General features: G+C 62.5%; 22 protein-coding genes. 10 read left to right on the top strand and 12 right to left on the bottom strand.

Annotated elements, in window-relative coordinates; genetic code table 11:
• Window positions 1-55: 55 nt before the first annotated feature.
• Window positions 56-1,183, top strand: coding sequence for a GGDEF domain-containing protein (locus AB4O05_RS17225; protein WP_460136429.1), 1,128 nt, complete (start codon window positions 56-58; stop codon window positions 1,181-1,183).
• Between the two features lie 8 nt (window positions 1,184-1,191).
• On the opposite strand, the gene AB4O05_RS17230 is transcribed toward AB4O05_RS17225, so the two are convergent.
• The 3 genes from AB4O05_RS17230 to AB4O05_RS17240 all read right to left on the bottom strand — a co-directional run bounded on the left by AB4O05_RS17230 (window position 1,192) and on the right by AB4O05_RS17240 (window position 5,698).
• Window positions 1,192-3,378 carry a GAF domain-containing hybrid sensor histidine kinase/response regulator gene (locus AB4O05_RS17230; protein WP_460136427.1) on the bottom strand — a complete coding sequence of 729 codons (2,187 nt, stop codon included), beginning with the start codon at window positions 3,376-3,378 and terminating at the stop codon, window positions 1,192-1,194.
• Between the two features lie 172 nt (window positions 3,379-3,550).
• Window positions 3,551-4,402, bottom strand: coding sequence for a CAP domain-containing protein (locus tag AB4O05_RS17235; protein ID WP_460136425.1), 852 nt, complete (start codon window positions 4,400-4,402; stop codon window positions 3,551-3,553).
• Window positions 4,403-4,483: 81 nt separating this feature from the next.
• On the bottom strand, window positions 4,484-5,698 hold the full coding sequence (locus tag AB4O05_RS17240; RefSeq protein ID WP_460136423.1) for an MFS transporter: 1,215 nt from the start codon (window positions 5,696-5,698) through the stop codon (window positions 4,484-4,486).
• A 113-nt stretch (window positions 5,699-5,811) separates the two neighbouring features.
• Between AB4O05_RS17240 and AB4O05_RS17245 the strand changes: the two genes are divergently transcribed.
• Both AB4O05_RS17245 and AB4O05_RS17250 read left to right on the top strand, forming a co-directional pair.
• Complete coding sequence (locus tag AB4O05_RS17245; RefSeq protein WP_460136421.1) at window positions 5,812-6,693, top strand: LysR family transcriptional regulator; 882 nt, start codon at window positions 5,812-5,814, stop codon at window positions 6,691-6,693.
• Window positions 6,694-6,749: 56 nt separating this feature from the next.
• Window positions 6,750-7,427: a GNAT family N-acetyltransferase gene (locus AB4O05_RS17250; RefSeq protein ID WP_460136419.1), complete on the top strand. Its 678-nt coding sequence runs from the start codon at window positions 6,750-6,752 to the stop codon at window positions 7,425-7,427.
• Between the two features lie 23 nt (window positions 7,428-7,450).
• Here AB4O05_RS17250 and AB4O05_RS17255 read toward each other — a convergent pair whose 3' ends face one another.
• The 3 genes from AB4O05_RS17255 to AB4O05_RS17265 all read right to left on the bottom strand — a co-directional run bounded on the left by AB4O05_RS17255 (window position 7,451) and on the right by AB4O05_RS17265 (window position 9,776).
• Window positions 7,451-7,840, bottom strand: a complete 390-nt coding sequence (locus tag AB4O05_RS17255; RefSeq protein WP_460136417.1) for a hypothetical protein — start codon at window positions 7,838-7,840, stop codon at window positions 7,451-7,453.
• A 32-nt stretch (window positions 7,841-7,872) separates the two neighbouring features.
• A complete protein-coding gene (locus AB4O05_RS17260) occupies window positions 7,873-9,129 on the bottom strand; it encodes a 3-phosphoshikimate 1-carboxyvinyltransferase (protein WP_460164762.1) in 1,257 nt (418 codons plus the stop codon).
• Window positions 9,130-9,221: 92 nt separating this feature from the next.
• Complete coding sequence (locus AB4O05_RS17265) at window positions 9,222-9,776, bottom strand: UPF0149 family protein (protein WP_460136416.1); 555 nt, start codon at window positions 9,774-9,776, stop codon at window positions 9,222-9,224.
• Between the two features lie 184 nt (window positions 9,777-9,960).
• On the opposite strand from AB4O05_RS17265, the gene AB4O05_RS17270 reads away from it, so the two are divergent.
• Window positions 9,961-10,773: a crotonase/enoyl-CoA hydratase family protein gene (locus AB4O05_RS17270; RefSeq protein ID WP_460136415.1), complete on the top strand. Its 813-nt coding sequence runs from the start codon at window positions 9,961-9,963 to the stop codon at window positions 10,771-10,773.
• A 5-nt stretch (window positions 10,774-10,778) separates the two neighbouring features.
• A complete protein-coding gene (nudC, locus tag AB4O05_RS17275; protein ID WP_460136413.1) occupies window positions 10,779-11,612 on the top strand; it encodes an NAD(+) diphosphatase in 834 nt (277 codons plus the stop codon).
• On the opposite strand, the gene AB4O05_RS17280 is transcribed toward nudC, so the two are convergent.
• The 6 genes from AB4O05_RS17280 to AB4O05_RS17305 all read right to left on the bottom strand — a co-directional run bounded on the left by AB4O05_RS17280 (window position 11,580) and on the right by AB4O05_RS17305 (window position 17,866).
• Window positions 11,580-12,359 carry a TSUP family transporter gene (locus AB4O05_RS17280; protein ID WP_460136411.1) on the bottom strand — a complete coding sequence of 260 codons (780 nt, stop codon included), beginning with the start codon at window positions 12,357-12,359 and terminating at the stop codon, window positions 11,580-11,582. The two genes, nudC and AB4O05_RS17280, sit on opposite strands and share 33 nt — an antisense overlap.
• 182 nt (window positions 12,360-12,541) lie before the next feature.
• Window positions 12,542-13,258, bottom strand: coding sequence for a phosphatidylcholine synthase (gene pcsA, locus AB4O05_RS17285; RefSeq protein ID WP_460136409.1), 717 nt, complete (start codon window positions 13,256-13,258; stop codon window positions 12,542-12,544).
• Window positions 13,259-13,406: 148 nt separating this feature from the next.
• Window positions 13,407-14,333, bottom strand: a complete 927-nt coding sequence (locus AB4O05_RS17290; protein WP_460136407.1) for a class I SAM-dependent methyltransferase — start codon at window positions 14,331-14,333, stop codon at window positions 13,407-13,409.
• A gap of 81 nt (window positions 14,334-14,414) precedes the next feature.
• The gene (locus tag AB4O05_RS17295) at window positions 14,415-14,906 is read right to left on the bottom strand and encodes a DUF1289 domain-containing protein (RefSeq protein ID WP_460136405.1); all 492 of its coding nucleotides are present in this window, start codon (window positions 14,904-14,906) and stop codon (window positions 14,415-14,417) included.
• Window positions 14,907-14,969: 63 nt separating this feature from the next.
• Window positions 14,970-16,220 (bottom strand): ribonucleotide-diphosphate reductase subunit beta, encoded by a 1,251-nt coding sequence (locus AB4O05_RS17300; protein WP_150294091.1) that lies wholly within the window; start codon window positions 16,218-16,220, stop codon window positions 14,970-14,972.
• A 233-nt stretch (window positions 16,221-16,453) separates the two neighbouring features.
• A complete protein-coding gene (locus AB4O05_RS17305; RefSeq protein ID WP_460136403.1) occupies window positions 16,454-17,866 on the bottom strand; it encodes an aminotransferase-like domain-containing protein in 1,413 nt (470 codons plus the stop codon).
• A gap of 158 nt (window positions 17,867-18,024) precedes the next feature.
• Here AB4O05_RS17305 and AB4O05_RS17310 point away from each other — a divergent pair, with 158 nt between their 5' ends.
• The 5 genes from AB4O05_RS17310 to AB4O05_RS17330 all read left to right on the top strand — a co-directional run bounded on the left by AB4O05_RS17310 (window position 18,025) and on the right by AB4O05_RS17330 (window position 22,230).
• Window positions 18,025-18,189 carry a rubredoxin gene (locus tag AB4O05_RS17310; RefSeq protein WP_460136401.1) on the top strand — a complete coding sequence of 55 codons (165 nt, stop codon included), beginning with the start codon at window positions 18,025-18,027 and terminating at the stop codon, window positions 18,187-18,189.
• A gap of 27 nt (window positions 18,190-18,216) precedes the next feature.
• Window positions 18,217-19,086: a sugar phosphate isomerase/epimerase family protein gene (locus AB4O05_RS17315; RefSeq protein WP_460136399.1), complete on the top strand. Its 870-nt coding sequence runs from the start codon at window positions 18,217-18,219 to the stop codon at window positions 19,084-19,086.
• A 70-nt stretch (window positions 19,087-19,156) separates the two neighbouring features.
• The gene (locus AB4O05_RS17320; protein ID WP_460136397.1) at window positions 19,157-19,789 is read left to right on the top strand and encodes a LysE family translocator; all 633 of its coding nucleotides are present in this window, start codon (window positions 19,157-19,159) and stop codon (window positions 19,787-19,789) included.
• A 106-nt stretch (window positions 19,790-19,895) separates the two neighbouring features.
• On the top strand, window positions 19,896-20,954 hold the full coding sequence (locus AB4O05_RS17325; RefSeq protein ID WP_460136395.1) for a diguanylate cyclase: 1,059 nt from the start codon (window positions 19,896-19,898) through the stop codon (window positions 20,952-20,954).
• 46 nt (window positions 20,955-21,000) lie between these two features.
• Window positions 21,001-22,230 (top strand): M20/M25/M40 family metallo-hydrolase, encoded by a 1,230-nt coding sequence (locus tag AB4O05_RS17330; protein WP_460136393.1) that lies wholly within the window; start codon window positions 21,001-21,003, stop codon window positions 22,228-22,230.
• Window positions 22,231-22,306: the final 76 nt, after the last annotated feature.

Below are 22,306 nucleotides of genomic sequence, written 5' to 3' on the forward strand. Positions count from 1 at the left end.
ACTGGCAGGGTGCCACAATGGCGCCTTTGTCGTGGCAATCGGATCAGGCGAACTCATGAATGGCCTTGGGCGTGGGCAGGACGAGGATGGTGTTATCGAAGAGCAGGTGCGAACCGACCGTTTGCACCAACTGTTCAGGCAATCATTTGCGGCCATTTTCGGCAGCTATCTGGCCGCCGCCATGCTGTGCTGGCTGTGCTGGGACCGCTTTGACCACCGTATCATGCAGGTCTGGCTGGTATTGCTGGCGCTCTCATCGCTGCTGCGGGTCAAGATGTTCATGGACTGGTTTCGCTGCCCCGGCGGCGAGCGCACGCCGGATCGTTGGGAGCGTCGCTACTGGATCACCCTGACGCTCTCCGCCGGTATCTGGGGTTTTGGTGCGCTTGCGCTGATGCCCCCTGATGATCGCCTGTCCCAGGCGTTGATCATCCTGTTTGTCGTGGGGATGTCGGTGAGTGCGGTTTCGTGCTATTCGGCGTATCGCTACATGACGCTGGCATCGATGGGGCTGGTGCTGCTGCCGTGCACGGTATGGTTGCTGTTCCAGCCGTCGTCGATGCAGTTGGGCGTGGCCCTGGCGGTGCTGGTGTTTTCCACCTTTGTCGTCAGTGCCACGCGCAAATTGTCCGATGCCCTGGAAAAGGCCTTTCGCCTGACCCGGCAAATGGAGCGCGCACATAACATCTCGACCCGCGCCGCGCAGACCGACGAACTGACCGGTTTGATGAACCGCCGCGCGTTTTTCGAGCATGCGCAGCAGTTGTACACCCAATGCCGCCACAACCAGCAGCCGTTGTGTGCGCTGATGATGGACATGGACCACTTCAAGCAGATCAACGACACCTACGGCCACCAGGCCGGCGACCAGGTGCTGCGCCAGATTGGCGGGGTGATCAGCGCCTCGTTCCGCAAGGCTGATGTGTATGGCCGCCTGGGGGGCGAAGAATTTGCGGTGTTGCTGCCCAACACTTCACTGGAAACCGCGCTGGCGATCGCCGAACAGTTGGTCAAGGCCATTTCCGGTCTGGCCGCCGACCCCGTGCATGGCTTGAGCGCCAGCCTTGGCGTCGCCTCCACCCATGCGGTGGATCAGGACCTGCATGGCTTGATGAACACGGCAGACAAGGCGCTGTACCGTGCCAAGGCGCTGGGGCGCAACCAAGTAGCGGTGGCGGAGTAGGGCACAGCTCAGTCCCTGAGCATGGCCTTGGCCAGTACCTGCGAGACCTGCTCGGCGGAATACGGCTTGGCCAGGAACTCGAACCCCTCATAACCGCTGTCGGCCAGTTCCTCGCTGTAGCCGGAGGTCAGCACCACCGGCATGTCCGCCCGGCGCTGGCGCAGCAGCTTGGCCATGGCCACTCCGGTAATGCCGGGCATGACCACATCCGAGAAAATCACATCGAACGCCGTCGCATCGTGGCCGGCCAGGGTGAGGGCCTGCTCGGCATTCGTCGCCCAGGTGGTCTGGTAGCCCAGGTCTTGAAGGATCTGGGTGGCGAAGCGCCCCACCTCCAGGTTGTCCTCCACAATCAGCACGCGGCATTGCGTGGTGTCATGGGCCGGTGCCAGCGTTTCGTGGGGGCTTTGTTGCAGCGATGTCTGGGCCTCGACTTGCGGCAGGTACAGGGTGAAGACGCTGCCTTGGCCGAGGGTGCTGGCTACATCGATATTGCCCCCCGACTGTTTGGCGAACCCGAAGACCTGGGACAGGCCCAGACCGGTGCCTTTGCCGACGGCCTTGGTGGTAAAGAACGGCTCGAAGATCCGGTCGACGGTATCGGCGGCAATGCCCGGGCCGGTATCGGCGACGGCAACCGCGATATGCGGCTGGCATGAGCCGGCGTCGCCACGGATGCATGGCAGCGGCTGCTGGCTGCTCACCCGCAGTGTCAGGGTGCCCTGGCCGTCCATCGCATCCCGTGCATTGAGGGTGATGTTGATCAGGGCGGTTTCGAACTGGCTGGCGTCGATGCGCGCAAAGCAGGCGTGCGGCGGCAACTCAACCTGCACGCGAATGCGCGCGCCGGTGACGCTTTCGAGCATCTCGCCAATATTCTGCACGCGTTGGCCGACGTCGAAGACTTCCGGGTTCAACGGTTGGCGGCGGGCAAACGCGAGGAGCTGGCTGGTCAGTTTACTGGCGCGTTCCACCGTGTCGGACACCGCGCTCATGTAGCGCTGGCGCCGCTCTTGCGACAGCCCCGGCTGGCGCAAAAAGTCTACCGAGGAACGAATGATGGTCAGCAGGTTGTTGAAATCATGGGCCACACCGCCGGTCAATTGGCCGATGGCTTCGAGCTTTTGCGACTGGCGCAGGGCGGCTTCGGCCTGTGCCAGGGCCAGGGTGCGCTCCTCGACGCGCTGTTCCAGGGTGGTGTTCAGTTCGGCATAGGCCGCCAGGCCTCTGCGCACTTCGGCATCGGCGCGCACGCGCTCGATATGCGCCCACGAGCGCTCGGTGACTTCCCGCACCAAGGCCAGGTCGTAGGACGACCAAGGCCGCGCCTCCTTGTCGTGCACGGCCATCAGCGCGGTCAGGCGACCGTTCTTGATCAGGGGCATGCAAATTGTCGCCGTTACGCCCAGGGCCTGGAAGGTGGCGGATTCGTCGGGCGGCAGCTCATGCAGGTTATCGTGGATCACCAATGGCTCGCCGGCACGCAGGCATGTCAGCGCTTTTTCGCCGAAGGCCGCCAGGCTGTAGTGGCCGACGATGCTGGGCGAACCGGGCGCCGTCCAATTGTCGCGAATGGTGAAACCGTCTTCATCGGCGTCCATGTCGGCGTAGGCGCAGTTACTCACTTGCAGGTGCTCGGCCAGCAGCCGGGTGGTGCAGCTCATGACGGCTTGCGCATCGACGGCGTTGACCACGGCGCTGCCGATGGTGTCCAGCACCGCCAGGCGGCGCGCGAGGAAGACGGTGGCGGTGGTTTCGGTCACGGTATCGAGCAGGCCGACCACCTTGCCCTTGGGGTCGCGGATCGGGCTGTAGCAGAAGGTGAAGTAGGCTTGTTCCGGTGTCGGGCCGCGCTCAATCACCAGGGGGAAGTTTTCGATATAGGTCGCATTACCCTGGAAGGCGGCTTCGGCGATGGGGCTGACTTCATCCCACACCTCGGCCCACACGTCGCTGAACGGCCGCCCCAACGCATCGGGCTTGCTGCCCAGGATCGGAATAAACGCGTCGTTGTAGAGCGTGATCAACTGCGGGCCCCAGACAATCGCCTGGGGAAAGCTTGAAGCGAAGCACAGCGCCACGGTGGTCTTCAACACGTCGGGCCACTGCCCAACGGGCCCGAGGGGCGTACTGGCCCAATCATGCTGACGTACTCGCTCAGCCATTTCGCTGCTGCTTTGCAGCCAATTCATCATGGAGAGAGCACCTTGTTTTCCAGAGTCTTCACGGCGCCCTCAACTAGCTGGCGCAAAGCTACAGACCTATCCGGCCGCTGCCAGTTCAGTGCGATTATCTGTCAGATGGCTATTTGATGCCATTTTAGTTTGCAAGGGCTGGGGAGGGCAGGTTTGGGCGATTGCCCAAACCTTATTGCGTGCCGAATAAAGCGGTCCAGTAGATGCCCGCATCACTTTTCGGGTCCATGGCATAGGCCGCGCCCAACTCACGAAATTGCGGGTTCATCAGGTTGGCGCAATGACCGGGGCTGGCGAGCCAGCCGTCCACCACTTTGCGTGGGGTGTCGAGGCCGGCGGCGATGTTCTCGCCGATATTCCTCGCGATGTACCCCGCCAGCTCGGCGCGGTCACCGGGGGTGCGACCGTCGTGGTCCAGGTGGTCGAAAAAATTGCCATTGGCCATGTTGCGCGTATGACTGTTGGCGGCGCCGGCCAGATCGTCGTTCCACGACAATGGTGTGGTAGCGCTTAACGCTTGGGTACCGCATTGGCGCGGTTGCGCGCGAGCGGCGTTGATCAGGCCCAGCAGTTGCTTGCCTTCGGTCTGCCAATCGCCCAGGCCGCTGGACAGCAATGGACGGGCCAGGACGATGCGCCAGTCCTGGCCACTGTTGCTGACGCCGATGTCGACGAATTGCGGGTCCAGCACCACCCGGCAGAAGCTCTCGCGCACCGCCTTCATGGCCGCTTGGGCGTCCTTGGGGCCGGTCAGGCTGATGGCCTGCACGTTCGCCATTGGGTACGCCGCCCGGGCCAGCGCTTCTTGCAAGTCGCCGACGTTACTGGCCGGCAGCACCAGCCGCGTGTTGCTGGTCAGCGGTGGCAGTTCCTGGGAACCCTGGTCACCGCAGCGTTGCACCTGGCTGCGGTAAGCGTTGATTTGTTGCACCAACTGACTTTCTTCATTCGCCATCGCGCTGGCGCAGAACACCGTACTGGCGGCCAGCGTCGTGAGGCCCATCATCAATGACAGAACGCGCATGGACGTTACCCTTGAGCTTGAAAGTGCCCATGATGCGCGATGTAACCCGGTCTGGTGCAATGCCTTTTTTGTTTTTTTGCCTCAACGGGTGTTCTGTGGCCGGCTCAGGGCCGTGGTTCGGCGCCATACCATTGGCGTGGCGAGCAGGATCAAGCCTGCCGCCACGGCGAAGGTAGCGTGCAGGCCATCGGCCACTGATTGCGCACTGGCATGGGTGACATCGGGCGTGGCCCATGCGAACACCGCGCCCAACGCCCCGGCCCCGCCGATCAGCCCAAGGTTGCGCGACAGGTTCAGCAGGCCCGAGATCGTGCCGCGCCGGTTGCCAGGCACATCGCCCATCACCGCCGTGTTGTTGGCGGCCTGGAACAGGCTGTAGCCCGCCGTGAGCATCACCAGCGCCCCCAGATAGGCGCACAACCCCGCCGCCCACGCCAGCCACAGCGCGCCGCAGAGCAACAGGCCCAGCCCGGCGAGGGTCATGCGTTGGCTGCCCAGGCGGTCGGTGAGATGACCCGCCGGTACGCCGCCAACTGCCGCGACACAGGGCCCTACCGCCATGACCAGGCCCATCCAGGCCGGGTCGAGCCCCAGGCCACGGGACAGATAGAACGGCCCGACCACAAAGGTCGCCATGATCACCGCCGCGACCAGCGCGCTCATGGCCAGGCCGGCGCGCAACGATGCGTCCTTGAGCGACGACCACACGCCTGAACGCGCGGCCATGGGAGCGTACCGCCGATCCAGCGGCAAATAACGCCAGGCGAGGGTGGCCGCCAGCAACCCCAGGGGGACTCCCACCAGAAACAACGCCCGCCAGCCCCACACGCTGAGCAGCAGGCCGCCGACACTCGGGCCCATGGCGGTGCCCACCGCCGACAGGCTGCCGAGCAAACCCATGACGCGGCCGGTGCGTTCCGGGGGAACCGTATCGCCGACCATGCCCAGGGCCATGGCCATCATGCTGGCCGCGCCCAGCCCTTGCAGCAGGCGTGCGGCAATCAGCGCGTTCAGCGTCGGCGCGCTGGCGCACAGCCCACAGGCCAGGGCGAACAGCAGCAAGCCGCCGAGCAACAGCCGACGCCGGCCCAGGCGATCACCCAGGCTCCCCGCGCTGACGATCACCGCCGTGATCGCCAGCAGGTAGGCCAGCACCACCCACTGCACCGCTTGGAAGGACGCATCGAAGGCGTGCGCCAGGCTGGGCAGGCCGACATTGGCGATGCTGGTGCCCAGGGACGCCAGCAACATGGACAGGCACAGGCTGGCTGGGCCGCCGCGTAAGGATGGGGGCATGGAAAACTCCTTGGATGAACGCAACTGTCACAAATCTACGGCGTCACCTAACATGGCGGAAGACGCATGGGTTGCAGTTAATAGATGCGCTAAACGCCTTATGAGGAATGCCGATGCCCGATCTCAATTTGCTCATCACCCTGGACGTGCTGCTCGCCGAAGGCAGCGTCGCCCGCGCGGCCCAGCGCTTGCGCTTGAGCCCTTCGGCCATGAGCCGTGCCCTGGCGCGCCTGCGTGAAACCACCGGCGACCCACTGCTGGTCCGCGCCGGCCGTGGCCTGGTGCCCACGCCGCGGGCAGTGGCGCTACGCGAACAGGTCAGCCGTTTGGTGCAGGACGCCCACGCGGTGCTGCGTCCGGCGCACTCTCTGGACATGGCGCGGGTGGAGCGCACCTTCACCCTGCGCACCAGTGAAGAATTCGTCGAACACGTGGGCCCGGCATTGCTCGCGCGTATCGCTCGGGAGGCACCTGGCGTGCGCCTGCGCTTCGTGAATAAAACCGACAAGGACAGCGCGTTGCTGCGCGATGGCCGCGTTGATCTGGAAACCGGCGTGGTCGACCCCACCGCCAGCCCTGAGGTGCTGACTCAGGCGCTGTTCCGTGATCGCCTGGTAGGCGTGGTGCGCAACGGCCACCCGCTGAGCCGCGGCGAGATCAGCGCCCGGCGCTTTGCCGAGGGCCAGCATGTCTATGTGTCGCGGCGCGGGCAGGAGCGTGGGCAGATCGACGATGCCCTCCAGGCCTTGGGCCTGACGCGGCAGATCACCAGTATCGTCGCCGGCTTCGCCACGGCTATCGCCCTGGCCCGCGATACCGACCTGATCGCCAGCGTGCCCGAACGCTATGTCGCCAATCGCCCGGAGCTGTTTTGCTTTGCCCTGCCGGTGACGTTACCGCCATTCACCGTGGCGATGCTCTGGCACCCCCGGCTCGACGCGGACTTGGCCCATCGCTGGCTGCGCGGCTGTTTGCGCGAGGTGTGCGGGCCATGAATCGGACGCAACAGGTACAATCCCCGCTGCCTTGACGCGAAACCCCAGGAATCCGCATGTTCAGCCTTACGCGCTACACCACACCGTGCCCCGAGCCCATCAACGCCCAGATCCTGCAGATGGTGGTGGACAACCTCACCGACATCAGCAGCGTCGCCCTGCCGCCGAGCAACCTGCTCTACAACCTCTACCAGTACGCCATCGGCTTCGAGGTGCACTTGTATCTTGAGGCGTTGAATGGCCAGAAGGGGATTGCCGTCGAACTGATCGTCGCCACCGATGCGCAGGATGCCGAGAAAGTCGTCGGCTTTTTGCTGTGCCTGCCGGTGAAGGATGATCCCGAGGCATGCGGTATCGCGTTCATGGCGGTGCACGCCGGTTGCAGGCGCCAGGGGGTGGCGCGGGGGATGATGCGGGAGGTCCTGGCGCGCTATCCCCATGCCGAATTGGCCTGCGCCGTGGAAAAGGTCCCGGCCTTCGAGGCCATGGGCTTCCAGGTACGCAGCGCACGCGGCACCCAGGTACTGATGAACACCCGGGACTACGGTACCGATGGCTTGATGGGTGTGTTGGATGTGGCGGCGATCTATCGCAGCGTGGAAGTGCGGCAGATCCACACCTACCTGCTGCAAAAGCACGGCAAACGGGCGATGGTGGACGCGGAGAAACAGCGTGATCGGCACTTGGATCAGTTGACACGTAAAGCCCGATTGTTTGTGCGGTCTCAAGGCTGAGCCGCTGCTTTTGCAGCCTCGCTTCAAACGTCGCGAAACAGGTCGTGGGCATCCAGCAGGCGGTAGGCGATTTCCGGGCGTTTCTCCAGGCCACGGCGAATCGCCGCCGGAATCGATTGCCGGGTCTTGCGACACATGCCCGGTAGCTCGTCGATGACGATCTGAATCCCGCGCATGCTCTTGACTTCGGTGTGGCCCGGCGCGATGTGCACACGGATGCCCAATTGCTGGTACATCAGTTGCTGCAGGCGTTCCAGGTCTTGCAGGCTCTTGAGGTCTTCCAGGCGTTCGAGCAGGCGTTTTTCTTCCTGGCGCGTCAGGGTGAGGATGCGCAGGTCGGCGCCGGGGGCCTGCAGCAATTGCTCGCGGTCGCAGACGCAGGCGCCGGGCGGGCAGGGTTGGCGAATAGGCATGTTCAGTCCCTCCCCACTGCGGCGCCTTGGGCTCAGTAGCTCAGCGCGACACCGAGACTGCCCAGGGCCTTCCAGTATTCAGGATAGGTCTTGGCCACGCAGTCCGGGTCCTGGATGCGGATACCCGAGACTTTCAGGCCCGCCAGGGCAAAGCACATGGCGATGCGATGGTCGGCGTGGGTGTCGATCAGCGCGTTGCACGAGGTACCGGCCAGCGCCGGGTCAGCGGCCACCAGCAGGTCGTCGCCTTCGATGGTGGCCAGGCCCGGGCGGATCTCATTGAGGCCATCATGCAGGGCCTGTACGCGATCACACTCCTTGACCCGCAGGTTGGCCAGCTCGGTGAAGCGCACCGGGGTGTTATTGAACGCGGCCAATACCGCCAGGGTCGGGATGGCGTCCTGCATCTGCGAGCCGACCACCGTGGCCTGCATGTTGGGGAACTGCGCGATCACGGCCTGGGCCTTGGCGTCCGGCTGGGTGAAGTCCTGCGCGGCGACGCCGATGTCGATACGCCCGCCGGTCAACACTTCGGCGGCCCACAGGTAAGTGGCGGCGGAGGCGTCCGGTTCGATCAGGTAGTCGTGGGCGGTGTAGCCGCTGGGGGCCACGCGCCAGGTGGTGTCGTTGACCTCGTCAACCTGGGCCCCGAAGGCGCGCATGCAATCCAGGGTCAGGTCCACATAGCCACGGGCGCCGATGTCCTTGCCGGTCAAGGCCACTTCAATCGGTGCTTCACCGCAGGCCGCCAGCATCAGCAACGCCGAGACGTATTGGCTGGACAAACCACCGTCGATCTCGAACCGCTTGGCCTGGACCTTGCCCATGCCATGCACGGTCACCGGTGGGCAACCGGTGGGGCTGTCGACCTGGATGCCGTTGTGGCTGAGGGTCGCCAGCAGTGGGCCGATCGGGCGCTTTTGCATGTAGTCGTCGCCATCCAGCACCACGGTGCCTTGCACTGTGGCGACGGCGGCGGTGAGAAAGCGCATCGCGGTACCGGCATTGCCGAGGAACAGGGGCTGCGCGGGCAATTGCAGCTTGCCTTGGCCGGTGACCACAAAGGTCGTGTCATCCGGCTCATCGATGGTCACGCCCATCTGGCGCAGGGCCACCGACATATGCCGCGTATCGTCGCTTTTCAGCGCGCCGCTCAGGCGACTGGTGCCCGTGGCCAGGGCGGCCAGCAGCAGGGCGCGGTTGGTAATGGATTTGGAGCCGGGAGGCGCGACCTTGCCATTGAGGGGGAAATTGGGCGGTGTAACGGTCACGGTTTTCTGCGAACTCAAGGTACAAGGCTCCTGATTCAAGGCAAGGTGGTACGGAGTGGCCGACGGGGCGGACCCGAATAATCGGCCAAAGGTGCGGTGCTTGTCGAGGTTTAGCGCTGGCTCAACCAGTAATCATGCAATGCCCGCGCCGCCGGCTCGATTTCGTTGACACGCTGCTGATGGGCCGGCACATCCAGGTCTGCCGGCAACTCGAAGTTGTCCTGCTCGGCGCACCAGGAGATTTTCTCGAACTGAGCGGCCAGTTCGGCAGGCAGTTGCGGCCAATTGCCAATCGCGGCGCCACGGATATAGCCAAAACACCATTCTTCGGCGAGGGTCACTGCTTGGCCCTGGTGCTCTTTTTCGTCGAACAGCGCCTTGAAACCCTGGGCGTCACTGGCCAGTTGCGCGGCAAGCGTGTTCAGGTGGCGCACGCACGCATCCAGGAACTGCGTGGCCTCCGCAGCGCTTTCCCAGTCCGGGTTCTGCCCGCCCCAGATCGCCGGGAACCACTCGGCGATATCCACCTGTGCCGGGCTGGACACCAGTGCAGTGAAGTAACCGTCGAGTTCGGCGAGGTTCAGCACCGACTGGTCATCGCCGTACTTGAGCAGGGTTTCTTCGATGAAGTCGAAATCGGCGGGGGCGAGGGGGTGGGTATGCATGGCCTGTCCTTTAAACGTCGAACGCCGCGATTCAGGCGGCTTAAAGCGCGAAGGATGGCGTGTGTGGAGCGTTTTATCCAGCGTCTTCTCCATCTCGGCGGCCAGTCCCGTTTTTGGCTGATGCGTCGTCGTACACCCTTGTTATAGTTCGGGCCTTATCACTCGCCAGTCAGGGATCACTGCCATGTCCGAATACCAAGCTTTCGTCGTCGAACTCAGCGGCAATGTTGCCCATGTGCAGATCAATCGTCCGGAAAAGATCAACGCCATGAACGCAGTGTTCTGGACTGAGATCATCGACATTTTCCACTGGGTCGAAGACACCGACGCCGTGCGCGCCGTGGTGCTCAGTGGCGCCGGCCAGCATTTCTCCTCCGGTATCGACCTGATGATGCTGGCGTCGGTGGCCAACGAATTGGGCAAGGATGTCGGCCGCAATGCACGCCTGCTGCGCCGCAAGATCCTTGAACTGCAAGCCTCCTTTAACGCCGTCGACAACTGCCGCAAGCCGGTACTGGCGGCGATCCAGGGTTATTGCATTGGCGGCGCCATCGACCTGATCAGCGCCTGTGACATGCGTTATGCCGCCGAAGACGCGCGGTTTTCCATCAAGGAAATCGACATCGGCATGGCCGCGGATGTCGGCACCCTGCAACGCCTGCCGCGCATTATCGGCGATGGCATGCTGCGCGAACTGGCCTACACCGGACGCCAGTTCGGGGCTGACGAGGCGCGCAGCATCGGTTTGGTCAATCGCGTGTACCCCGATCACCCAAGCCTGCTGGCCGGTGTGCTGGACATCGCCCACGACATCGCCGCCAAGTCGCCGATTGCCGTGACCGGCACCAAGGCCATGATCAGCTACATGCGTGACCATACGATCAATGATGGTCTGGAATACGTTGCCACCTGGAACTCGGCTATGTTGCAATCCAACGACCTGCGTGTGGCCATCGCGGCCCATATGAGCAAGCAGAAACCCGAATTCGTGGATTGACTGACATGACCCCAGGCTGGATTACCACAACGCTGCTGGACAACGACACCCCCGGCGGCTGGGCCGTCGCCCGCAGCCGCGACGGCTTTTTGCATGACACCAACGGCCCGCTGTTCCCGCGTGAATGGCTCAAGCGCCAGGACCTTTCGGTGTTCGCCGAACACGGCATCGGCCACCTCGACGGTGAGCCGGTGTACCTGCTGGAACTCGACTCGGCCGGTGACGTGCCCGGTTGCAGCTGGCAGGGCCTGCGTGGCTTCATGCTGCAGGGCGATCACACCCTCTACAAAGTACTCGGTTATGCGGCGCAGATCGGCACCTGGGCACGGGAGCATCGGTTTTGCGGCAGTTGCGGCCAGGCCATGGTTCAGGTGCCACGGGAGCGGGCGATGTATTGCCAGGCCTGCGACCTGCGCAGCTACCCACGCATCTCGCCAAGCATGATCGTGCTGGTGACCCGTGGCGACGAGATCCTGCTGGCGCGCTCGCCACGCTTTGTCACGGGTGTGTACAGCACGCTGGCGGGGTTTGCCGAGCCGGGTGAGTCGGCCGAAGATTGCCTGATCCGTGAAGTGCGCGAAGAAGTGCAGGTAGAGGTCCGGAACATCCAGTACATGGGCAGCCAGTGCTGGCCGTTTCCTCATTCGATGATGCTCGGCTTCCATGCCGAGTACGCCGGTGGCGATATCGTGCCCCAGGCCGACGAGATCGAGGACGCCCAGTGGTTCAACATCCACGACCTGCCGCCGCTGCCGGCATCTCGCTCGATTGCGCGATACCTGATCGACCTCTATGTGGCCCGCCGCTTAGGCCACGCTGAACCAGTGCTGCCAGGCTAGGCGCACCGTCAAGCCGAGCACCACGGTGATAAACACCGGGCGAATGAATTTGGCGCCGCCGCTGATCGCGCTGCGGGCGCCAAAGAATGCGCCGCACATCACCGAAATCCCCATGGCCAGGCCGACGATCCAATCCACCGAACCGTTGAAGATAAACACCGACAGCGCCGCCGCATTGCTGACGAAGTTCATGCTGCGCGCCACGCCGCTGGCCTTGACCAGGTCGATGGGGTGCAGCAGCAAGGTGCTGACTGTCCAGAACGCGCCCGTGCCGGGGCCGGCCACGCCGTCGTAGAAACCCAGGCCAAAGCCCTGGGTGGATTGCCATTTCTTCTTGATCGGCGCATCGGCGTCCAGCGGTGCCTTGGGCGTGCCGCCGAACAGCAGGTACAGGCCGCAGGCGAAGACGATCACCGGCAGCATCTTGTTCAGGGTTTCGGCGGGCAGGTAGTGCGCGACCACCGCACCGGCCAGCGCGCCGACCAAGGTCCCGACGATGGCGTGCACCCACTGGCGCGGGTGGAACAGCTTGCGGCGATAGAAGGTAAAACTGGCGGTGGCCGAGCCGAAGGTGGAACTGAGTTTGTTGGTGCCCAGTACCAGGTGCGGTGGCATGCCGGCGGTGAGCAGCGCGGGGGTGGTGAGCAACCCGCCACCGCCGGCGATGGCGTCGATGAAACCGGCGATAAACGCCACGGCGGCGAGGATGGCGAGGGTAGTGAGGTCTACGCTGAGTTCGAAGGGCATGGGATGGGCTTATTGTTGGCGGGGCTGCTGGGAAGGCCGCCATCTTACCCGCCTGCGGGACGCGTATCCAAATGTGGGAGCTGGCATGCCTGCGAAAGCGTCAGGTCAGCCAGCATCCTGGTCGCCGGTGCACCGCAATCGCAGGCAAACCAGCTCCCACCGTTGAACCGTACCGGCTTGATTCAGCGGTGTGTTTCAATCCATTCCAGCGCTGTGCGCCACACGCAGATCCCGAGGAAGTACGCCGACATCAGCGACCACAACGCAAACGTCCATGGGTTGGTGTTGGGGTAATCCACCACCATCAGAAAGCTGCACAGCAACCAGATCGTGGTGACCGCGATATTGATCGGCATGAAGCGCTTGACCCGGAACGGGTGCAGGAACTTCATCGGCGTGACGGTCAGCAGCGCCAGGCCGATGACGGTGAGCAACGTCACCCAGGCGTCTGGCTGGATGATGTACACGCACAAGGCAACCACGTTCCAAGCGGCGGGGAAGCCGACGAAGTAGTTGTCCTTGCTCTTCATGTTCACGTTGCAAAAGCAGAACAACGACGACACCAGGATCACCGACACCGTGAACAGGTGAGTGAAGTCCGGCAGGTCGATATAGCGGTAGATAAACAGCGCGGGAATGAACACGTAGGTGAGGTAATCGATCACCAGGTCCAGTACCGAGCCGTCAAAGCTGGGCAATACCGTGCTGACATTGACCCGGCGCGCCAGGGAGCCGTCGACGCCATCGACCACCAACGCCAGGCCCAGCCACAGCAGGCACGCCTTGGGTGAGTTCTCCAGCAACGCCAAGGTGGCCAGAAAGGCCAATACCACGCCGGTGGCGGTAAAGCCGTGGGCGCCCCAGGCTTTGATTCTGGCTACATGCAGGGTCGATATCACGGGCGGTTCTCCAAAAGATGAAACGGGGCAGCCGACAACGTGAGGCCGTCGAGTCTGGCCGGGGAATGCAGGTATCGACCGGGAACGGGGTAATAAGGTTCACCACCCGGTGTATCGCATAGCGTAGCAAGGGTAGGACGTTTCGGCATCAGCCCTGGCGGAATACCAGGGCCTTCAAGCCACTTTGCGCGTCAATATCCGCAAATTCCGGCGGATTTTCCAGCCGCTGGACAAAGCGCAGGCCCGGCGCTTCGCGGGTCACGCCGTCGATCAGGAAGTCTTCGCCAAGCGCCGGGTCGTTCATGCAGGCCAGTACGGTGCCCTGTGGCGTGAGCAAATCCGGCAGGCGGCGCAATACGCGCTGGTAGTCCTTGGTCAGCAGGAAGCTGCCTTTCTGGAACGACGGGGGGTCGATGATCACCAGGTCATAGGGGCCGCTGTGGGTCACCTTGGCCCAGGACTTGAACAGGTCGTGGCCCAGAAAGGTGACTTTGCTCAGGTCGTGGCCATTGAGGCGATGGTTGTCGCGGCCACGGCTCAGGGCGCCACGGGCCATGTCCAGGTTCACCACATGATCGGCGCCGCCTTCGATGGCCGCGACGGAGAATCCGCAGGTGTAGGCAAACAGGTTGAGTACCCGCTGGCCGCGGGCCTGTTCGCGCACCCAGTTGCGCCCGTAGCGCATGTCGAGGAACAGCCCGCTGTTCTGTTTTTTGCCCAGATCGATCAGGTAGCGCAGGCCGCCTTCGGTGATGGTCAGCTCGTTGATCGCTTCGCCTACCAGCCATTCGGTGGTGCTTTGCGGCAGGTAGCGGTGCTGCAACGCGACCGTGTGCGCGCCGAACGACGCCCATTCGATGTGGGCCAGCAGTTGTTTCAGCGCTTCCAGCTGCGCCGTCTCGGGCGCCTTGAACAGCGCGACCAGCACCACGCCTTGCAGCCAGTCCACCGTCAATTGCTCCAGGCCTGGCCAGCAACGGCCACGGCCATGGAACAAGCGCCGGGTTTCCGCGGGGGCGCTGGCCAGGGCGGCGAGCAGATGGGTGTGCAGGGTAGCGAGTGCGTCTGGGGTCATCGTTGAGCGTCGGTCATTGAGCGGGCGGCATTTTAAACACAATGACGGCGCGGTTGGCAGCAGGTCGGCCTTGAGCGGCAATCACAGGCTGCTGGCGATGAGGGGCTGGCCAAACATGTCGCGGATAAACCTCGGCGCGATATAGCGTTGGTAATGCGCCTCGGACAGCAGGAAAAACTCGCGGTCAATCGCATCCCTCAGCTCCGCAAGCGTGCGCTCGCGAAACTCCGGCAACAGCGCCAGCCCATACGCATCCAGCCTGGAAATCATCCGTGCGCCTCGCGCGATGAGTTGGTATGCCCAGCAATAGGGCGATTGATGTGGCATAAAGCGAACCTTGCGGTCTTCCAACTGCTGGCGCAGGCGCTGCGGGTCGAACACTTCCAGCTTGCTGGCCATCACCTGCACCAGCAATTGCTCAAGGCGCAGCCACACCGCTTGTTTTTCCTCGGCGTTGTAGCCATTCCACTGGATGACTTCATGGTGATAACGCTTGCACCCACGGCAGACCAGGTCACCGTAAACGGTGGAACACAGGCCTACGCAGGGTGTCTTGATGGTGTGGTTGGGCATAAAGGTTGGTACGCACGTGTAGAAAACTCAGATAGCCCATGTGGGAGCGGTCTGTATTGTCAATCAGTCCCAGCTCAGCGCGCCGCCGGTCTGGTACTCGATCACGCGCGTTTCGAAGAAGTTTTTCTCTTTCTTCAAGTCCATGATTTCGCTCATCCACGGGAACGGGTTAGTCGTTCCTGGATACTCTTCTTTGAGGCCGATCTGCGACAACCGACGATTAGCAATAAACTTCAGATAATCCTCCATCATCGCCGCATTCATCCCCAGCACCCCACGCGGCATGGTATCCCGCGCGTATTCGATCTCCAGCTGCGTCCCCTGCAGGATCATCTGGGTCGCTTCTTCCTTCATCTCGGCATCCCACAAATGCGGGTTTTCGATCTTGATCTGGTTGATCACGTCGATACCGAAGTTCAGGTGCATCGACTCGTCGCGCAGGATGTACTGAAACTGTTCGGCCACGCCGGTCATTTTGTTGCGGCGGCCCATGGAGAGAATTTGGGTGAAGCCGCAATAGAAGAAGATGCCTTCCAGTACGCAGTAGTAGGCGACCAGGTTGCGCAGCAACTCTTTGTCGGTGTCGACGGTGCCGGTTTCGAACTTGGGATCGGAGATCGAACGGGTGTATTTGAGGCCCCAGGCGGCTTTTTTAGCCACCGATGGGATCTCGTGGTACATGTTGAAGATCTCGCCTTCATCCATGGCCAGCGATTCGATGCAGTACTGGTAGGCGTGGGTGTGGATCGCTTCTTCGAAGGCCTGGCGCAGGATGTACTGGCGGCACTCCGGGTTGGTGATCAGGCGGTACACGGCCAGGACCAGGTTGTTGGCGACCAGGGAGTCGGCGGTGGAGAAGAAGCCGAGGTTGCGCATGACGATGCGGCGTTCGTCGTCGGTCAGGCCTTCGGGGTTTTTCCACAGGGCGATGTCGGCGGTCATGTTGACCTCTTGCGGCATCCAGTGGTTGGCACAGCCGTCGAGGTACTTCTGCCAGGCCCAGTCGTACTTGAAGGGCACGAGTTGGTTGAGGTCGGCGCGGCAGTTGATCATGCGCTTTTCGTCAACGGCGACGCGGGCGGAGGCGCCTTCGAGCTCGGCGAGGCCTTCGGCGACGTCGAGTTTGTCGAGGGCGGCCTTGGCGCGCACGATGGCGGCGGAGTCACTGGCAGTGACGGCGCGGGCTTCGATGGCGGCAGCGGCGCCGGCACCGTCGAGGCGGTCCATGTTGGCTTCGGTGGCGTGGCCGGCGTTGGCGCCTTTGATCACCGCTGCACCGGTGTCCTCGTTGTCGACTTCATCCCAACTCAGCATTGAAATACTCCTTCCTGGTCTGTTCTGACGGTGTGTGAACCCGTCCAAAAATATGGGGTTTGCAGGCTGCTAGGCATTGAAATACTGCGCGGAGTGTGGTCGGTAAATACCGATACTGCACACTATGTAGTGGTCAGTTTAATTTGTGGGCACACTATATGGTGTGTAACACCGACGGTCAACGAACAAGAGCGGATCGAACGTCGCAGGTTCGACCCAGCGGCCGTGACCGCTCAAGAAGCGCGCACGGCGTTGAGCAACAGCGCTTCAAACACCCGCTGCAGCCGTGGTTCGTCACTGTGGGCCACGTTGAAACGCATCGAATCGCGATGGGCCGGGTCGTAGCCGAACAGCGCACCTGGCGCGAGCACCATGCTGCGTTTCAGCGCCTCCTGGGCCATCAGTTCGCCGTCGACGCCGGGCGGTAGCCGCGCCCAGATAAACATCCCGCCTTCATAGGCCATCGGCAGTTCGCAACCACAACGCTTGAGCCATTGTTCGACGCGCCCGCCGGCTTCCATCAGGCGCTGGATCATGCGCTTGCGGTGCTTGGCGTAGCTGCCTTCGCTGAGCATGCGGTAGACGATCTGTTCGGACAGCTCCGAGGTCACGCCGCCGCTCATCAACTTCATATTGGTCAGGTTGGCCGCCAGTTGCGGCGCGGCCACCACAAAGCTGACCCGGGTATTGGCGCTGAGTATCTTGGAGAAGCCCGACAGGTAGGTGACCTGGTCAAGGCCGGCAACGGCCGCCAGTCGTGGTGGTGGGTTGGGGTGCAGGTCGCCGTAGAGGTCATCCTCGACGATATGGCACTGGTATTGCTGGGTCAGTTGCAACAGCCGGAAAGCCTGGCCCGGGCTGAAGGAGTGGCCGGTCGGGTTATGGAGCACGCTGGTGGTCAGGTACAGGCTGGGACGGTGTTCGGCCAGCAGGTGTTCGAGCGCGGCAAAGTCGAAACCGTCGGGCCGGCGCTGGATGGTCACCACCTTGACGCCGTGCAGGGCCAGGTTGGCGTGGAAGTTGAAGTAGCATGGCGCATCGAGCATCACCGTGTCGCCGGGGCGTGCGAGCAGGCGCATGAGCATGTCCAGGCCCTGCACGGTGTTGGGGGTGGTGATGATCTGCTCCACCGGCACCGACAAGCCTTCGCCGTGCAGTTTCTGTTGCAGCGCCTGACGTAACGGCAGCAACCCGGCCGGCGTGCCCAGCCCGGCAATGCGCAACGACGGCGAGCGCACCACGCTGCGCATGGCTTGGCGGATCGCCTCGGCGTTCAACCAGTCTTCCGGCAAGTGGCCACCACCCGGACGCAACTCGCCGCCGGCGGTGACCAGGGGGCGACGCAATACGCTGAGCAGGTCCTGGGGCAGCAGGTCGACCCAGGCCACCGAGGCCGGGCGCGCGCTGTCCGCCGCCACAAAGTAGCCACGGCCCTGGCTGGAGGTGAGCAGGTTGCGCCCGCGCAGGCGGTCCAGTGCTTCGTTGAGGGTGAACTTGCTCACGCCCAGGGTCTGGGTCAACTCACGCACCGAGGGCAATTTGCTGCCGTGTGCCCATTCGCCGTTCTCGATGGCCTGGCTGAACGCTTCGACGATCTGCTGCACCTTCGGCGTGCCTTCCACAAAGGCAATAGCGGATACCAACATAAACCTTCCTTATGTTTGCCGGTTATTTTACCGGTGAAGTTAGGCCGAATTAGGCAACACTTTACCTGCCTTGAGCAATGCCGCTCCCCTAGACTGCGCGCCATCTCGCCTGGATGTGGCGAACTTTCCTACAAGCGAGCAATGGATTCTGCATTCTCATGAAGACTTATATGTGTGCACCCTGCGGATTTATGTACGTAGAAGAATTGGGTATTCCTGAGGACGGAATCCCGCCAGGCACCCCTTGGGAAGAGGTGCCCGAAGACTGGACATGCCCGGATTGCGGCGTGACCAAGGCCGATTTCATGGCCATCGAACTGTAACGCGCCATCAACGAAAGGACTCGCTCCATGGAAAGCAAACTGATCACACCTGCCGTGCCATTCTGCACCGGGGTTGCCCACCAGAAATACCTGGCCGCTGAGAAGGGGCTGCAGATAGCCGTCGAAGAGCGCTGCACCCATTGGTATATCGATGGCAGCCTGTTCGGCGAAATGGTCGATGACTGGACTGACGCACGCATCGCCAGCCTGCAGGCACAAATCGCGGACACTGGGGTGAAGCCGGTATACCACGGCAACTTCAAGGCGCCGTTGGGCAGCGACGTGGAAGCGTTCCGCGCGGCGGCCGTGGACTACGTGAAAAAAGAGGTCGATATCGCCAGCCGCCTGGGCGCTCCGTTGATCATCCACGGTGGCTGCATCGTCGAACCGAAAATGGTGCTGATGGCCAAGAAGGTCGCCCTGGAGCATTACCTCCAGTCGGTGCAGGAACTGGCGCGTTACGCCGAGGCCAAGGGCGTGGATATCTACCTGGAAAACCTGTCCAACTACGTCAACTACCGACCCTTCCACTACATCTTTACCCACGAAGCCGAATACGCTTTTGTGTTCGAGCGCCTGCAGCAACACCGCAATGTGTATTTCTTCCTCGATGCCGGTCACGCCAACATCGAAAACGGCCTGCCGGCCGAGGTGGTGCGCAAATATCACCACCTGATCAAAGGCATTTCCTTCAGCAATAACAATGGCGTGCAGGACCAGCACTTCGGTATTCATGACGGCAACTGCGACTACGCCGATGTGGTGCAGGCCATCGTCGAAACCAACTGGAAAGGCCTGGTAGCGTTCGAAACCCGCAACCAGAGCGCCAAGGCAGCCCTGGGTGAGCTGGCAGTGATGTACCGCAAGTCTCTGACCACCGAAATCGCCGTGGCCTGACGTGCCTGGGACGGGCGCTGGCATAGCCCGTCCCATCGCTGTTGTTTTTATCTACCCAAGGTTCAGGCCCATGACCAGTGCATTAACGCTGTCTTCGTTTCTCTACTTTCTGCTGTTTTGCGCCACCATGACTTTCAGCCCCGGCCCAATGACCTTGCTGCTGTTGAGCCTGGGCTTGAAGGACGGCCTGCGCAGTTCGATCCCGGCGCAGATCGGCGCCAGTGTGTCGTACCTGATTTCCATCCTGATCTTTGCCGTGGGGTTCTCGGAACTGATCAAGGGCAACCTCGCCATTACCCAGGGCATTCAGTTCGTCGGCGTCGCCTACATTCTCTACCTGGCCTATAAACAGTGGACCAGCAGCGGCGTGGCGATAGGCAAGGCGGATGCCGCCGAGGGCTCGCGCAGCCTGTTTGGCAAAGGGCTGTTGACCGGGTTTTCCAACCCCAAGACCATCATTATGTTCAGCGCCGTGTTCCCGCAGTTCGCCGGGGCAGGGGAGCACAGTTCGGCGACGGATATCGTCATTCTGGGGCTGACCTTCCTGCTGCTGCAATTTGCCAGTGGTTGCCTGTATTGCTACTTCGGCCAGCGCATCAAGCATGTGCTGGAAAACCCCAGGCGGCGCGTGTTGCTGCAGCGGATCACGGCGGTGCTGCTGTTGGGGGTAGCGATGATGCTGGCGCGCGGTTTTTCCCACTAAGCGCTTTGGATCGGGTATTTGCGTGGGTAATGAGCTTATGAGTGGTAGTGGCGAACTGCCGGCACCCTGATAGACTCCAGGCATTCATCCAGGATTACACCCGACCATGCCAGCCGCCGGAGGAAAAGGACTTCCGCTCGCTACCCGATTGTACAGATCCCGCACGCTGGGGCTAACGCTCGGCTTTGTGTGCGTGGTGTTTGGCATGTACCCTCTTGATCCGCCCCTCTGGGTGTGGGTCTGGATGGTCACTAATGCGTTCCTGTGGCCACTTCTTGCCTTGCAACTGTCGTTGCGCAGTGCCCATGCACTGCGCAGTGAACGCCGCAACCTGTTGTTCGACTCCTTCTGCGGTGGGTTCTGGGTCGGCGCCATGCACTTCAACCCACTGCCTGGTGTGACGACCCTGTCGATGATGACCATGAACAACGTGGCCATCGGCGGCCTGCGCTTCATGCTTGCCGGATGGGTGGCGCAGGCGCTGGGTATCGGCACGTCGCTTTTGCTGTTTGCCCCGGCGTTCATGGCCACCACCACCCAGGCGCAACTCTATGCCTGCCTGCCGATCCTGATGTTGTACCCGCTGGCCCTGGGCTGGATTTGCTATCGCCAGGCCGTGACCCTGGCTCGACACAAACGCGAATTTCTGGCCCTGAGCCGCACCGACAGCTTGTCCGGCCTGCTCAACCATGGCGCGTGGAAAGACGACCTGGAAGTCGAGTTCCAACGCTGCCGCCGCGAGCAGCAGGGGGCGGCGATCGCGCTGATCGATATTGACCACTTCAAGCTGATCAACGATACCTACGGGCATGTCATGGGTGACGTCGTGCTGCGTCAGCTCAGCACAGTCCTGCGCCAGAACCTGCGCATCACCGACCTGGCCGGGCGCTACGGCGGCGATGAGTTCTGCGTGATCCTGCCGGGTATGCCACTCAACCGCGCCACCGAAGTGATGGATGCACTGCGTGACGGCTTCAACACGTTGGCCTACGCCCAGGACCCCGCCTTGCGCGCCAGCTTGAGCATCGGTCTGGCGCTGTATCAACCCGGACATGCCGACGCCACCAGTTGGCTCAACGACGCCGACCTGGCGTTGTATGACGCCAAGAGCAGCGGGCGCAACCGCGTCAGCGCGGTGAAGGGCGCTTGGTTACGCTCCGTTTAGTGGGGTAGGGTGTGGTGGCCCCCCAACAAAACACAAGGATCGGTTCATGCTCTTCACCTTCCCCCGCACCCTGCTGGCCGCCACCCTGGCCTTGTCCTTCGTCCTTCCGGCCTACAGCGCCGAACCCCATAAACAGATCCAGGCGGATGCCCAGCAATACAAGGCCGACGCCCTGAAACTGCTGGAGCGCCTGGTGAATATCGATTCGGGTTCCGGCTACGGGCCGGGCCTGACCCAGGTCAGCGACGTCGCTGTCGATGAACTGAAACAGCTGGGTTTCGAGATTGAACGGGTGCCGGATGCCGCCGCCAACAGCAGCCATGTGATCGCCACCCTCAAGGGCAGCGGCAAAGCGAAAATTTTGCTGATGGCGCATATGGACACGGTGTTCAAGGAAGGCTCGGCCGCCGAGCGCCCCTTTCACATCAAGGACGGCCGTGCGTACGGCCCAGGCGTGATGGATGACAAGGGCGGCATCGTCGCCGGTATCTACGCGCTCAAAGTCTTGAAAAACCAGGGCTTCAAGGACTACGCGCAGATTACCTTCCTGCTCGACGCCAGCGAAGAAACCGGTTCCGACATTGCCTCAGAACTGATCCGCAACACCGCCAAAGCCCACGACGTTACGCTTAACCTGGAGCCCGGGCGTCCAGCCGATGGCCTGGTGGTATGGCGCAAAGGCAGCGCTACCGCCGTGGTCGAAGTCAAAGGCAAAGCCGCCCACGCCGGCGTCGCTCCGGAACTGGGGCGCAACGCCGCCATGGAGGCCGCGCACCAGATCCTGCAACTGGGCAAGCTGGGGGACGAAGCGAAGAAAACCACCATCAACTTCACCGTGATCAAGGCCGGCGATCGCACCAATGTCATCCCCGATCAAGCCACCGCCAAGGCCGACGTACGCGCGGCGTTGCCGGAAGAGTTCGATCGGATCGAGAAGGACTTGGTGCGCGTTTCAGCGAATAAGCTGATCCCGGAAACCGAAGTGACCACCAGCCTCAAGCGCGGCCTGCCGCCGATGCCGCAGACGGCGGAGTCGGATAAGTTGGTGACGATTGCCCAGGGGATCTATGGGGAGTTGGGTAAGAAACTGACGATTGAAGGCAGCGGCGGGGCGGCGGATGCGAGTTTGTCGGCCGGGGTAGGCACGCCGACATTGGATGGGTTTGGGATTGTGGGGGGCAATATTCATACGGCGGATGAGTATGCGGAGGTGGAGAGTGTGGTGCCGCGGGTTTACCTGCTTAGCCGGATGATGATGGAGTTGGCCAAGCGGTGATCTGACGGCACACAGTGCTCACTCGGCGGAGTGGGCCCTTGTGGTGAACATCTGACACCACCGATCTCCCTGAGAG

Source organism: Pseudomonas sp. S1_G07, from assembly GCF_054668565.1.

Coding starts and splice junctions, on each gene's coding strand:
- AB4O05_RS17225 (WP_460136429.1), top strand. CDS start 56: ATGAATGGCCTTGGGCGTGGGCAGGACGAGGATGGTGTTATCGAAGAG.
- AB4O05_RS17255 (WP_460136417.1), bottom strand. CDS start 7,840: ATGCCTATTCGCCAACCCTGCCCGCCCGGCGCCTGCGTCTGCGACCGC.
- nudC (WP_460136413.1), top strand. CDS start 10,779: ATGACCCCAGGCTGGATTACCACAACGCTGCTGGACAACGACACCCCC.
- AB4O05_RS17300 (WP_150294091.1), bottom strand. CDS start 16,220: ATGCTGAGTTGGGATGAAGTCGACAACGAGGACACCGGTGCAGCGGTG.
- AB4O05_RS17230 (WP_460136427.1), bottom strand. CDS start 3,378: ATGATGAATTGGCTGCAAAGCAGCAGCGAAATGGCTGAGCGAGTACGT.
- AB4O05_RS17250 (WP_460136419.1), top strand. CDS start 6,750: ATGTTCAGCCTTACGCGCTACACCACACCGTGCCCCGAGCCCATCAAC.
- AB4O05_RS17245 (WP_460136421.1), top strand. CDS start 5,812: ATGCCCGATCTCAATTTGCTCATCACCCTGGACGTGCTGCTCGCCGAA.
- AB4O05_RS17280 (WP_460136411.1), bottom strand. CDS start 12,359: ATGCCCTTCGAACTCAGCGTAGACCTCACTACCCTCGCCATCCTCGCC.
- AB4O05_RS17330 (WP_460136393.1), top strand. CDS start 21,001: ATGCTCTTCACCTTCCCCCGCACCCTGCTGGCCGCCACCCTGGCCTTG.
- AB4O05_RS17240 (WP_460136423.1), bottom strand. CDS start 5,698: ATGCCCCCATCCTTACGCGGCGGCCCAGCCAGCCTGTGCCTGTCCATG.
- AB4O05_RS17235 (WP_460136425.1), bottom strand. CDS start 4,402: ATGCGCGTTCTGTCATTGATGATGGGCCTCACGACGCTGGCCGCCAGT.
- AB4O05_RS17265 (WP_460136416.1), bottom strand. CDS start 9,776: ATGCATACCCACCCCCTCGCCCCCGCCGATTTCGACTTCATCGAAGAA.
- AB4O05_RS17305 (WP_460136403.1), bottom strand. CDS start 17,866: ATGTTGGTATCCGCTATTGCCTTTGTGGAAGGCACGCCGAAGGTGCAG.
- AB4O05_RS17290 (WP_460136407.1), bottom strand. CDS start 14,333: ATGACCCCAGACGCACTCGCTACCCTGCACACCCATCTGCTCGCCGCC.
- AB4O05_RS17310 (WP_460136401.1), top strand. CDS start 18,025: ATGAAGACTTATATGTGTGCACCCTGCGGATTTATGTACGTAGAAGAA.
- AB4O05_RS17325 (WP_460136395.1), top strand. CDS start 19,896: ATGCCAGCCGCCGGAGGAAAAGGACTTCCGCTCGCTACCCGATTGTAC.
- AB4O05_RS17295 (WP_460136405.1), bottom strand. CDS start 14,906: ATGCCCAACCACACCATCAAGACACCCTGCGTAGGCCTGTGTTCCACC.
- AB4O05_RS17270 (WP_460136415.1), top strand. CDS start 9,961: ATGTCCGAATACCAAGCTTTCGTCGTCGAACTCAGCGGCAATGTTGCC.
- AB4O05_RS17315 (WP_460136399.1), top strand. CDS start 18,217: ATGGAAAGCAAACTGATCACACCTGCCGTGCCATTCTGCACCGGGGTT.
- AB4O05_RS17320 (WP_460136397.1), top strand. CDS start 19,157: ATGACCAGTGCATTAACGCTGTCTTCGTTTCTCTACTTTCTGCTGTTT.